Genomic DNA, 13,183 nt, shown 5'->3' on the forward strand with positions numbered 1-13,183 from the left:
TTTAAACCATCAGATCAAAGTCATACTTTAGGACTGATACCAAGGCCATGCAAGCCGTTTCAACTCGCAAAACTTGGGGTCCCAAGGTGACTGGATGAAGGCCTAGGTCCTGGAATTTTTGAACTTCGGAGTGAGAAAAGCCACCCTCGCTGCCCACGATGATCCAAATGTTTGTAACACCTGTGGGATGAGCAGCCTTAACCTGGCTGACGTATTCCTTAATGCTTAGCGTTGATGCGCCTTCATAAGCAAATAGACCCACGGAAGAGCCATTTTGGTTAATGACTCCGGAAAGCTTATCCAAAGTGATAGGGGAGTGAATTTTCATCAGATCGCCACGGCCCGATTGTTGAGTCGCGGATTTGACGATTTTATCCCAACGTTCCGTTTTGTTTTCAGAGATCTTTTCGCCCGAGCGAACAAAGCTGAATTCAGAGAAGAAAGGTTGGATGCTTTTCACGCCCATTTCCACAGCTTTTTCCATCACCGCATCCATAACCGGGAAGCGAGAGATCGAAAGAGCTAAATGAACATGGGGAGTTTTAAGAGGTGGGATATCACGCTCTTCGATGATTTGTGCAGTTGCAGACTTTTTGGAAACTTGAGTGACTTCGACGAAGTAAGCTTTGCTGTCTTCGGTTAGAACTTCAAACTTAGAGCCTTCTTCTTGGCGGCAAACATCAAAGATATGATGAAACACATCACCAGTGAAGTTCACCTGATTGCCAAAAAGATCTGACTTGTTAATCCAATAACGTCTCATCGAAAAATACCTTAAGCGTTTTCTTTAGATCGTGCCCAGTAACCAACCCATTCGTCTTTTTCTAAGCGGCGAACAACCTCAAGGTTTGTGCCCTCAAAGAATTTTTCAAAGAAGTGGTTGTCACGCTCTTCCAGAATACCAGTCAGCAAAATATGACCGCCTGGTTTCAAGACACGCAAAAGATCTTTTTTGATGTTGATCAAAACGCCATCGATGATATTCGCAACAACAACATCGTAAGGTCCACGGATTTCATCCAACTGAGTTTCTGGAATATCGATTTGTGGAAGCTTGTTCAATTTTACGTTTTCACGAGCTACGCGACGAGCTTCCGGATCAATCTCGATACCCGCAACTAAACCCATGCCACTCATTTGCGCTAGCATCGCAAGGATTGCAGTGCCTGTACCCACATCAAGCAACGCCCAGTCAGCCAAGTTTGCTTTGTGTTTTTCAGCGAGCTTGTGAATAAAGAATGCCATCATTTGAGTTGTGGCATGAGTGCCCGTACCGAAAGCCATTCCTGGATCGATGTAGATCGGGTGTTTGCATTCTGGCGGAGGAGTCAACCAAGACGGTACAACCCAGAAGTCGCCGATCAAACGGAAAGGGACGAAACCTTTTTTCCATTCTTCGAGCCAGTCTTTGTTTTCTTCTTCAAAGATTTGCCATCTGATCAAAGCACTTTGCTCAGTCAAACCTTTAAAGAAATCTTCGTCAGGGGAGTTTGGAAAGAAAACGTCCAACTCGTGAGTTTGAACATTCACAAGTGTCGGATCATAAGTAAGATCAGGTTGAGTAAAGACCAAAGCTTCAGTCACACCAGAAGCACCACAGCCGAAGCTGTGTGTAGTAATAATGTCCTCTAGATCAGCAGGAACTTGGCTTAAACGAACGCGGAAGTATTTATTGTCACTCATTCCCTGAGTTGTTACCAGAATCCGCTACTTTTTCAAGCTTTTCCCCAGTCATAACCGGAGCTTGAGCAAGAGTCTTATCTGGTTGAGCCGGAGTCACAGGAGCCTGTAATTCCTTCGCAGGGGGAGCCAAAGTAACTGCCACCGTTGTTACGGCTGGGGCTACCATGGGGGTTGCCGGAGCAGGGGCTACCGCTTCAGCGACCTTTTTTCTTTTAGGCTTAGAAGTATCGATGAATGAACCGCGGGTTTCGATTTTATCGCCGGCCATGATGCCAATTTGCTCAAGCATCGGAAGTTCATCCCGTGAAAGCAATGTGAACTCACGTGCGACTGCGACCTTATCATAAACTGCGATAATTTTAAGCTGACCAACTGGCACCATGATTTCGCCAACAGCGCTAGCACCAGAGGCATCACGGACGTTGATTTTTCGAACGGCTGTTACGACCAAGTTCTTTTTCAAACCGGAGCTTGCGCCCGCAGCGATATAGAAATCTTTGTAAGGCTCTTCGTCATTAGCGAGAGTGATGTTGCGGCGAACGTCGACAATCGTTAACGACATATCCGCGGCGCGAGCCGGTGTTGTGTGAAGCAGGCTTGAAAGCAATAAAGCTAGCATCATAGTTAAACCCTTCCATGGTTTTCTCTAGGACTTATCGGTGTCTTATTTTGAAACTTAAATAGGTCGAGAAGAGCTGGACCAAAGGCAACAGGACTTGAGAGTGGCTGGAATGAGTTATTGAGAAACGATAGCGCCCTGAATGGACGAATAGACTTTGTATTTGCCTGTATCTGTTGTTTGCTCGATCTGTGAAAGGTAGTTACCCACTGAGCTTTGGATTTTATAGCCAGAGGAAGTCGTACCGTCCTGAGTAGAACCAGATACCAACCCAGTGGCTTTCGACGGAGCCTTCGCAGTGATGATCGCATTAAGATCTTCGAGGGAAGCTTCCAATGAACAACCTGAAGCCAACATAGTAACTGCTGCTAGCAATATAAGCTTTTTCATTTGAAACCTCCTTGAAGACACGGACTCACTTAATTCTTATCGGTAAAAATCAGTTAACATTTAAGCATTCTCATTTCGAGACTCAATTCTCGAACTAAGTCTAACGAATGGTGTTTCCTAGAACTACTTGCCATTCGATTTTTCGAGCGCTTCTAGGCGCTGTTCCAACTTCCGAAGGCGAGCTTCGCTTGCTCGCTCTTCGTTTTTCAAGCGAAAATTTTCTTCTTTTAAAGAAGCGATCTCGCGACTTTGCTTATCAAGTTGTGCATGAATAGCCGCGGAATCATCACTCCATTTGTGATGAAGTTCTTTAACTGCATTGATTAATGGCGCAATAAATCCTAAGTAATTAACTGATTTGATTCCCTCATTGTCTGTTCTTACTAACTCGGGAAAAATCGGTTCCACCTCTTGTGCAATCACACCCAGTTGGGTTTTTGGATCACGAGAAAAATCGATCCAATTATAACTAACACCTCGAATCTGATCGATTTTCGCCAAAGAGCTTGGAATCGTTTTAATGTCTTTTTTCAATCTTACGTCAGAGTTTTGAGTCAGAGTACCCGTCAGAGTCGCATTGCCCGTGGTTCTGAGCGTAAATAAACAAGTCCCGATACCAAAACACATGGCATCCGCACCTAAAGGCGCGCCTGTCGCTGAAGACAACCATCTCCAGGGTTGGCCGCCCGTGGCGGTATTTTCATTCTTTATAATCCCGTAATTAGTTGGAGCATTTACTGCGACATGGAGTTGTCCAGAAGGCGATGATGTACCAATGCCGACATTCCCACTATCAGAGATACGCATGCGTTCGACACGGGCTCCGGCGGCGCTTGCGGGATTCGTTTCAAAAGTGATAAAGGAACCATTCGCAGTCGCGGTCTGATTTTCAGAGGCCCACATCTGGATTCCACCAATGTTCTGCCATGTGCTGCCATTATAGGCCGTTCCTAAGATTGAAAAGATGCGATCTCCGCTTTGAACAGCTGTTGGAGCTGCGACTGTTCCTCGTGCCCGACGACCAACGATAGCATTGGCGATGGTTGTTCCATCATTGTCGTATCGAGAAGCGACGTATGCGGCTATGGTATCAGAACCAGATGTGACCGTGTCAAATTTCCCGACAGGAGTCGCAGTCCCCACTCCAAGTTGTCCCATGAATGTATTCGTAGCAGAGCTATCTGACTGATATAGACCGAAACGATTAGTTACAGTCCCTGCTCCGGATTTTGTTCCTAGATAAAGGTCGTACATATTCGTAATGGTGCCGCTTGCAACGGATGGGCTGACTGCTAAACCATATGCCGCGGTTGTTTGGGGCGTCACACCTGCAACATAGTTTTCATGACCGTAGCCAACGGAGATCGCGCGAATTGAAGTCACAGTTCCGTTGTCGGCATTGCCCGCGTACCTATTGCGAGCGGCATTCACCCAAATTGCATCGGAATTCGAGGTCACAGTCACGCCCGAAGGAACGTTGAAAGATAAGCCCGCAGAGACCGCTTGCGAGGAGAGAGTTGAATCTGCGGTCGGCGAAACCCTCATCCAGCTTCCTAAAGAGCCAAAGGTTCCCGAGGTCGCGGTATTGTTATAAAGCGAATTCGTGTAAGTGTTTGTTTCAATAGTATTAAAATCCGTGGGGAATGTGGATTTATCTCCAAAAAGGGCTCCGCCTTTTACAGAGAGCATCGCCGTCGGATTCGTCGTACCGATCCCCACGTTGCCCGTTTGAGTCAGGCGCATTGTTTCGCCTGAGCCAGCGGCCAGTAAAAGATTATTTGCAGCACCGCGCACGACAAAGTCTCCCGAGGCTTCGCCGCTGCTTGATAGGAAAGTGTTAGGGCCGCCAGCGATACCTATCTGGGCTTTGTTGACGCCGCCGATGTTGTATCCTGTTGCGATCCAACCATTCGAGGGACCATCCATATTCATAACATATCCGCTGGCTCCCTTAACGACGTGAAGCGTGGCTGTAGGAGTGCTTGTTCCGATACCGATGTTACCGTTATTTAGAAATGTCATGGTTTCATTTGGTGTCGAGCTGTTGGTCATCCCGATAGCGCCGCGATAAATTCCGCCAGCATCAGATCTCATGCGGAATGAAAATTGGTGAGCTGGTGTTTGCGGAGTTGCCGTTGCAGCAGCAACGACATCTAAGCCTGTATTACCATTGGCAGTGTTGCCCCCATATAGCATCAAAACGCTGGCACCATTCGTTGTGGATGTGGTGTCACCAATTAAGGCTTTGCCAACCACGTGAAGCTTCGTTAGGGGATTTGTCGTGTTAATCCCTACGTTGGTTGAAGAAGTATATACAGGCGAGTTGGTTAATGTTGAGGCAGCATTGTAGTAAGGCACATAGCCTGAAGTCCCAGAACCAGAAAGCATACTGCTTGGCAGATCAGAGAGTGCTAGGGCTCTGAATGTGGGGGCTGCCGTACCAGTCGTAGGACCCGCAAAAATTAGATTTGCTGCCTGTGTTGCGAAGTTAGATCCAGAAACGGAAATTGATGTACAAGCAAAAGTATCACTTAAAGACTGCCAAACTAATGTTTGCGAAGCCGTACAAGAGTTCGGAATTTGCTGTGAGCCTGACGACGACTTTAAGTCAGAAAAATTAAAATAGCTCGCAGCCCAGTTCGTTGTATTCCAGCGCAAAACTTGGCTATCGCCGGTACCCGACGAAATAGAAATTGCTGGTGTCGTTGTTCCATTGGACACAGATAGGGGAGCCGTTGTTGTCACTCCTGTTACCGTTCCCGCATTCGCAGTCACCCACTTCAAACCCGCGGTAACTGTGCTATCCGCCGCAAGAACCTGTCCGTTCGTGCCTGCTGGCAGACGGATATTATTAGTTCCATCACGAGTGATTAAATCACCCTTGGTTGTCGCCGGACTTAAAGCATTGAATCCTGCGGTGGCATTCGACTGCCCTGTACCACCTTTGCTAATTGGGACCACTACGGAAAGTTTTGTCGGATCTAAATTCGTGAGGGCTGAGCCATCCACAGCCGGAAGTTTTGAACTTGCATCTAGTTGCACGATTTGATTTGCACCTGTGCCGACATCAACAGCGACACTGACATTGCCACTTGTTCCGCCACCAGTAAGTCCGGTACTAGCTGTGATTCCTGTGAGAGTACCACCGGAACCCGAGGCTGAACTGATCAGATCCCAGGTCGTTCCATTGGAACGATAAATTTCTTTGGTATCGGTGGAAATGTAAATTCGACCACTCGTACCTGCTGCGCCTTTTGCTGAGTTCAAACCGGAGGTAAATGAGGGCGTTCCACCCAGGTTTTGAACGGCATCGGTGATTCCATAACCAGAAAGAGTTGTCGGCAAGCTCGCTAATTTCGTGAACGGAATCGTTCCAGAAATTTGTGATGCTGTAATCGAGATATCATAACAATCAAATTTATTTGCCGGAGTAACAAAGACCAATGACTGACCTGCCGTGCAACTTGTCGGGAACATCGTTGCATTGATTTTGTTCGCGAGCTGTGTGGATAAGCCTGATACGTCTGAAATAGCCAAAGTTGCTGGAATCCAAGAGCTTGTACCATCATAACGAAGAACTTGTCCTAATGTTGGAGCCGTCGCATCAACAGTGGTTCCTTGAATTTTAGTGGCATTGCCAAAACGAGTGTCATTACCAGCTGCCACAGTTCCAGCAGTGGTACCCACACTGATACCAATTGTTGGGATCGCAGCAGTCCCACCCTTAGTTAGCGGAGACGAAACATTCACATCACTGACTGTTCCTGATCCACCGGAATCATTCTGACAGGCGAAATTAGTTCCATCGAAAGTTAAGTATTGGCCCACGGCGCAAGTCGCAAGTGAGCTTTTTAAAACAAAGTCTGTTGGTAAATTCGTACCTAGGCGACCTGCAGAATAAGAAAATGTCGAAAATGGAACGGAACGAATCACGCTAAAAGGAGTGATCGCATTCCAGCCAACACCATCATGAAATTGAACTTTCAATAGACGAGTTTCAGTTTCGGACGGAGAGTATGTTCCGCCGCCCTCACAATCTAATGGCACTGAATTAGTAAATGCCTTACGAATATCTGCACCAGGAGTTGTAGGGAAAAGTTTTGTGCCCGAACCGATAGGGACGTCAAATACACCACCAGATCCCTGCATATCAACGCCGTCTTTTTGCTCGCGATACAGAATGCAATTTCCAACAGCGTTGGTGATCGTAAAAGCAAAGCTAACACTATTGTATTCTAAGGCGGAACCGTTCGAACGAACGATGCGACCCTGATACACAAAGGAATCGGGAGAAGCCTGGGCGAAGGACGCACCAAGGGAGATGAGTAACATGAGAATCAAAGACGACCAAAATCTCATGTTTGTCTTATCGTCATTTTGGAGTCAGGACGTGAGTATTTTCGACAAAAAATGAGTCACATTAGCAACTAATAATTTATGCGACTAAAGTTGAGACTCTTAATTTTCGCACTGATAAACTGCTTTGAAATCCACAAAACCATTGCTGTTTGTAGCATCTGTATTAAAACCAAAACCACCATTAGCTCCGGCCGTAAGAGATGAAAGAACACTGGGTTTTTCATTCGGAACTAAGACGGCAATATTATTTTCGAAACCTGAAATAACGTGTTTTGAAACCGTGCCTATGCACGTCGTATTCGGATAGCCATTTGTGCAGTTACCTGTCGTCCAGTTCACCACGAACTCCGGCCCCCCGACTGAAAGATTGAAGTTCGTATTTGTATACGAACAAACCGTTATCCTGCCCAGAGGTGCGCTATTTCCTATTTGAAGAGCTGTTGAGACTTGCACATTACCGCCGCTAAAATTAAAACTGGAAGCTTGAAATTCCATTTCTTTTGATACTGTGTTTGAATCATCAGTCGAGTTAAACTTAATTCCCGTTGATGTCAGCTGAGCGCCGTAGATCATCAGATTGGAATTTGCACCTGTGTGAATATGTAAAGGAGCCGCGGGATCCAGCGTACCTATACCGACATTTCCTCCAGATGCTTGCAGGGTAAGATCACTATATGAGTTTGCGTTCACACCATCCCATCCGGTTTGAATAAGCACAGTGCCTCCGGTACCGCCGTTGACCCCATTTCCAGCTCGAATAGAGATAGTTCCTCCCGCTTGGGCAGCTGTAACTAAAGAAGCACCGCTAGCACCGGTAAGAGTTATGCCACCGCCAGAGCCTTCTGTCGGTATTCCTCCGTTGATTGAGACGATTCCTCCGGCACCAGAGGTCGTTCCGCCATTACCTCCTCGAATAAAGGCGTTGGCGCCGTTAGAGGAGGCTGAAGTGGCAAGTCCACCATGAACCATACGAGGGAATGTCAGGCCGCCGGGGCTTTCACAGATCCGGCAAGATCCGTTACAGTTGGAGTTTATTCCATTTAGGTATTTCCAGTTTGCTGGGCAGGTTCCTGAGGCACCGACCACGTGCGAACCAGATGGCAGGACGTCATCAGTAGCAGGGGATTGGCAGACGGCAATACTAGAAGCCGCAAACACTGTTGGGGTCACAGTGCCGAGCTGAGTCCATCCCGATGGACAATTGAACATCGGCATGATGGTCGATGCGGGAATCAAAGATGGTGTGGATGGACTGCGGCAGACGTGACCAGTCGATCCATTGACGTTCATCGCCGGACCGTTCGTCATGACGATGTCGGTCCATCCTGAGGGACAAGCTTTCATGACGATATCTGAGTTCGGAGGAACAGGCGCGCCATTACCAACATTTTGCCATGCGCCGTTGATGCAAACTTGAATTTGTCCTAAAGCACTGTTGTAGCCGATGGCACCGGCTTTGGATGCATCACATGTCGTTGTTCCAACTTTGATGGCTCCATTAACATCAAGGGAGGTTGCGGGAGAGGTGGTGCCAATACCGATATTTCCGCCAGAAGTGTAAAGCGCAGAGTTTGTTTGTGTCGTTGCCGTACTATAATAAGGGATATATCCAGATGTTCCAGATCCTGAAAGAGTTCCAGAAGGTAAATCAGAGAAAGCTAACGCGCGGAATGCAGGGGTCGAGCTGCCTGTTGTCGGTCCCGCAAAAACCAATCCTGCTGACTGCGCCGCAAAGTTGGAACCAGTGACAGAAATATCAACACAAGAAAAAGTGTCAGCAGGTGTCTGCCAGACCAATGTTTGCGAGGCAGTACAATTATTTGGAATTTGGGTAAGGCCTGCAGCTGACTTAAGATCAGCGAAATTCAAATAAGACGAAGACCAATTGGTTGTGTTCCAACGTAAAACTTGCGCATCTCCCGTGCCTGATGAAATCGAAAGCGCCGGCGTCGTTCCGCCCGTTGCTACAGAAAGGGGAGCTGAAGCGGTGACATTGGTCACCGTTCCTGCCGTTGGTGTGATCCATTTAAGACCTGCACCTTGAGTGCTGTCAGCAGAAAGAACTTGGCCATCAGTACCGACGGGCAGGCGAATATTATTAGCACTATCACGAGTGATTAAATCCCCTTTTGCAGAGACAGGACTTAAGGCATTGAACCCCGCAGTGACGGAAGATTGCCCTGTACCACCTTTGGAAATAGGAAGGACTGTGGAGAGCGCAGATGGATTTAAGTTCGTCAGTGCAGAACCATCCACGGCAGGAAGTTTAGACGAGCTATCCAGTTGAACAATCTTATTTGCTCCCACGCCAACATCTACGTTCAGTGTGACGCTTCCAGAAGTACCACCACCGCTGAGTCCAGTACCCGCCGTCACTCCGGTGATTGTGCCACTTGCTGAAGATCCCAATAGATCCCATGTAGACCCGTTGTCGCGATAAATTTCTTTGGTATCAGTTGATACATATAAATTACCTGAGGTGCCGGCGGTTCCTTTGCTGGTATTCAAGCCAGATTTAATTCCTGGAGTACCGCCTTGATTGCGAACGGCATCGGTGATGTTGTAGCCACTTAATGTGGTCGGTGTTCCTGAAGTAATTTTTGAATAGTCTAAAGAAGGAATGTCAGAGGCTGAAAGTGTCGCAACACCACTAGTGACACGACCATGGCTATCTGTCGTGATTTTATAATAGGTTCCTGCAGTGCCAACCGTATCTAAAGCAATAACGGGAGTTGTAGTGCCATTTGAAACTGTGATCTGACCAGATGTTCCTGTCACTGAAGTCACAGTGCCGCTGCCGCCCGCCGAAATAGTTGCCGGTGACCACTTAGTACCATCAAATTTTAAGACCTGTCCGGTTGTGGGTGCCGTCGCATCCACATTGATACCTTTGATTTTATCAACACTGGTCGCTGTCGAAGACCCACTGACATCTCCGGCCATTGTGAGTGAAGAAATGCTGGTGCAAGAAAGGATGGAGCCATTCCAAGATAGAAAGCTATTTGCGGCGCAAGTGGGGATGCTTGTTTTTAAAACAAAATCACTGGCTGTTTTACCACCTAAAGATTGAGCTGTGTCAGCTCCAGAGGCATAGGCCGCATAAGGCACGGAACGAATTTCTGTATCGGGAGTAATGATCTGCCAGCCGGTACCGTCATGAAATTGAACTCGAAGCAAACGAGAGTGAGTTAGTGCCGGAGTATAAGAACTGACGATATTGTTACTGGCATTACCGCAATCTAAAGCTTGTGAATTGTCGAAAACACTTAATAAAGTCTTAGTGGGTGATGGCGGGAACAGTTTGCTGCCAGTTCCAATTGGAACATCAAAAACCCCATTGGAATTGGTCATATCAACGCCGGATTTTTGTTCACGATAGATCACGCAGTTTCCAGCGGGATTGGTGATTTCAAAAACGAAACTAACATTGTTAATTTCAAATGCAGTCCCGTCCGGTCTAACAATACGTCCTTGATAGGATAGCGAGTTTGGTACTGCCAGTACCAAGACAGGGAAAAATAGAGATAATAAAAAAGACATCCGTGCTGTTTTCATCAAAAGCTTACCTATCATTGGCAAATTGTACTTTTCGGATCTTTACTGCAGATCCATTTCTTAATTTCTGTTTGTTCTTTATGTAATTTTGAATTCTCTTCTTTTAGGGAAGCAATTTCTCTGTTTTGTGCTTCTACTTTTTGAGAAAGCTCTTGAACTGATGCTGTCACTAGCGGAATCATTTTTGAGTAATCCACTAACCAAGGGGCGATAGTGCCGTCCTGGTTAATATCACTTTCAGGTTTTGTGACTGCATAGGGAGCAATTGAATAGAGTTGCTGAGCAAGGAATCCGTCCATTCTGTGAGATGGATCGGTTTTATAGTAATAGTTTTTAATTTCGATACTGTTCACTTTATCTAGCGCCCTGTTAACAGGGGCGAAGCCATCTTTTAAACGCACATCCGAAGTCGTGTTATAAGATATATTCGCACCGGTTGCGGTGCTGATACTGCCAATATTAGCGCCACCCTGCCTGAAGTAGAGGAAGTTGTGGTTGCCCGCAGATGCAGTATCTAAGACCACATTGACGAACGTACCGGCATTGCCTCCAGTGACTTGAAGCTTCCCATAAGGATTGGGGTCTCCGATTCCGACATTGCCGCTGGTGTTGTCAACGATAATGCGATTCGCAATTTCATCGCTAATATATGTTTTATCCGCCGTTCTATAAAAGCCGCCGAATTTTGTACTGCTTCCGGATCTATCCAGTGCGATATATCCACTCGCCGGTCCGCGTGTTGAGACTTGCCCTACGATGTCCAGGGTATTCACCGGACTTGGAGTTCCAATCCCGACTTTTCCATCTTGGGTTATAGTCAATCGCTGTTCGCCTTCTACAGCACCGTCAGGAGTGGTATAGAGACGAAGTTCAGAGCCATGACCCGTAGGAGTCCACGCCTCGGTGCTGACCGCATTTAAACCAGTCGGAAAATTTTGTGCGGAAAAAGCGGCACCATCGAAACCACTAAAAGCGATCCAACCAAATGAATTAATAGAGTTCAAAGCTCCAGGGCTTGCTGGAGTTCCGCGAGCGCCACGCAGTTGGATCAATCCACCGGGATTGCTTGCATAAGTTGTCGAAGTGATTCCGCGGCTGACACTTCCGGTTGTATCAACGACTTCCAGCTTCGTTGCGGGGCTTGTCGTACCGATGCCCACATGACCTAAATGGTTTATGACCATGGGAGTGTTTGTGACGGCTCCAGAGTTATTTGCTAAATGAAAAGAGAATCCTCCGGCACCGATTCCTGGGAAATTGATAAAATTCGTTCTGCCGGGAGCTCCGGAGTCACCGTTCCATCCAATGATCAATCCTCCATCAGTACCCACTGTAGAGTCGAATGTCGGCATTGTTCCCGAATAATTTACGCGAGTATAAAATGTGCCGTTGTTTTCTAACCCCACTCTGGGAGTATTAGTCATAATTCCGACTTTACCGCTGCTTTGATAAATTGCTGAGCTCGCTAAAGTCGATGCGCCACTATAATAGGGGATATATCCCGCAGTTCCTGTTCCCGTTAAGCCATCTGTGATGCCGTAGCCCGCAAGGGTCGTTGGCAAACTTGAAATTTTTGAAAACGGAATTGTTCCAGAAATCTGTGAAGAGGAAATGGAGATATCATAGCAATCGAATTTATTTGCTGGCGTTACAAATACCAGGGACTGACCCGCCGTACAGCTCGTTGGAAACATAGTCGCGTTGATTTTGTTAGAAAGCTGAGTAGACAATCCTGAAATGTCAGTGATCCCCAAGGTTGCTGGAACCCACGAGCTTGTTCCGTCATAGCGAACAACTTGACCCGAAGTCGGTGCCGTCGCGTTCACATCCACACCTTGAATTTTTAAAGCATTGCCAAAGCGAGTATCGTTCCCCGCCGCAACGGTTCCAGCAGCAGTGCCGACATTAATGCCGATAGTTGGCAGAGTCGCAGTTCCACCCTTTGTCAGGGGAGTCGAAACATTGATGTCGCTGATTGTTCCCGATCCACCAGAGTCTGCTTGGCAGGTAAAAGTTGTTCCATTGAACGTCAGATATTGACCTGTAGAACACGTCGCTACATCACTTTTTAGAACGTATTCACCAGGAAGTTTGTTTCCCAAGCGACCCGCAGAATACGAGAACGTCGAAAAAGGAACTGAACGAATTTTACTGGACGGTGTGATAGACTCCCAGCCGACCCCATCGTGAAATTGCACGATCAAAATACGACCTTCGTTTTCAGCGGCGGTATAGTGAGTGTTACCTTCGCAGTCCAGTTGAACTGAGTTTACAAAAACATTGCGAATACTTGCCATGGGGTCGGTAGGAAATTGGCGAACGCCACTGCCAATAGGGACGTCAAAGATCCCTTTTGAACCCTGCATATTCACATGGGATTTTACTTCGCGATAAAGAACGCAGTTTCCCGCTTCGTTGGTGATGGTGAAAGCAAAGGCCACGTCGTTGTATTCAAGAGCAGTTCCGTTATCTCGAACGATGCGGCCCTGATACGTAAAGGTGTCCGGTGAAGCCCACGCAGCTCCGGTGAAAAATACCATTATGAGAAGCAAAGACGGCCAATATCTCATGTGAGAT

General features: G+C 47.1%; 7 protein-coding genes. All 7 read right to left on the bottom strand.

The window, feature by feature from the left end:
- Position 1 precedes the first annotated feature (1 nt).
- The gene (locus ACLVWP_RS02745) at positions 2-763 is read right to left on the bottom strand and encodes an RsmE family RNA methyltransferase (RefSeq protein ID WP_413559919.1); all 762 of its coding nucleotides are present in this window, start codon (positions 761-763) and stop codon (positions 2-4) included.
- Between the two features lie 11 nt (positions 764-774).
- The gene (locus tag ACLVWP_RS02750) at positions 775-1,683 is read right to left on the bottom strand and encodes a 50S ribosomal protein L11 methyltransferase (protein WP_413559921.1); all 909 of its coding nucleotides are present in this window, start codon (positions 1,681-1,683) and stop codon (positions 775-777) included.
- Positions 1,676-2,305, bottom strand: a complete 630-nt coding sequence (locus ACLVWP_RS02755) for a hypothetical protein (protein ID WP_413559922.1) — start codon at positions 2,303-2,305, stop codon at positions 1,676-1,678. Before ACLVWP_RS02755 ends, ACLVWP_RS02750 begins: the two co-directional genes overlap by 8 nt.
- A gap of 114 nt (positions 2,306-2,419) precedes the next feature.
- Entirely contained in the window at positions 2,420-2,692 is a 273-nt protein-coding gene (locus ACLVWP_RS02760) for a hypothetical protein (protein WP_413559924.1), read from the bottom strand.
- A 123-nt stretch (positions 2,693-2,815) separates the two neighbouring features.
- Positions 2,816-7,051: a tail fiber domain-containing protein gene (locus ACLVWP_RS02765; RefSeq protein WP_413559925.1), complete on the bottom strand. Its 4,236-nt coding sequence runs from the start codon at positions 7,049-7,051 to the stop codon at positions 2,816-2,818.
- Positions 7,052-7,150: 99 nt separating this feature from the next.
- Positions 7,151-10,591, bottom strand: coding sequence for a beta strand repeat-containing protein (locus ACLVWP_RS02770; RefSeq protein ID WP_413559927.1), 3,441 nt, complete (start codon positions 10,589-10,591; stop codon positions 7,151-7,153).
- Positions 10,592-10,620: 29 nt separating this feature from the next.
- A complete protein-coding gene (locus tag ACLVWP_RS02775; protein ID WP_413559928.1) occupies positions 10,621-13,176 on the bottom strand; it encodes a tail fiber domain-containing protein in 2,556 nt (851 codons plus the stop codon).
- Positions 13,177-13,183 lie beyond the last annotated feature (7 nt).

Origin of the sequence: Bdellovibrio sp. HCB209 (genome assembly GCF_047306065.1) — a bacterium.
In the GTDB taxonomy this organism is placed as follows: domain Bacteria; phylum Bdellovibrionota; class Bdellovibrionia; order Bdellovibrionales; family Bdellovibrionaceae; genus Bdellovibrio.

What these genes read in the sequence shown, in the direction of transcription:
- ACLVWP_RS02745 (WP_413559919.1), bottom strand. Translation starts at nt 763, where the DNA reads ATGAGACGTTATTGGATTAACAAGTCAGATCTTTTTGGCAATCAGGTG.
- ACLVWP_RS02750 (WP_413559921.1), bottom strand. Translation starts at nt 1,683, where the DNA reads ATGAGTGACAATAAATACTTCCGCGTTCGTTTAAGCCAAGTTCCTGCT.
- ACLVWP_RS02755 (WP_413559922.1), bottom strand. Translation starts at nt 2,305, where the DNA reads ATGATGCTAGCTTTATTGCTTTCAAGCCTGCTTCACACAACACCGGCT.
- ACLVWP_RS02760 (WP_413559924.1), bottom strand. Translation starts at nt 2,692, where the DNA reads ATGAAAAAGCTTATATTGCTAGCAGCAGTTACTATGTTGGCTTCAGGT.
- ACLVWP_RS02765 (WP_413559925.1), bottom strand. Translation starts at nt 7,051, where the DNA reads ATGAGATTTTGGTCGTCTTTGATTCTCATGTTACTCATCTCCCTTGGT.
- ACLVWP_RS02770 (WP_413559927.1), bottom strand. Translation starts at nt 10,591, where the DNA reads ATGTCTTTTTTATTATCTCTATTTTTCCCTGTCTTGGTACTGGCAGTA.
- ACLVWP_RS02775 (WP_413559928.1), bottom strand. Translation starts at nt 13,176, where the DNA reads ATGAGATATTGGCCGTCTTTGCTTCTCATAATGGTATTTTTCACCGGA.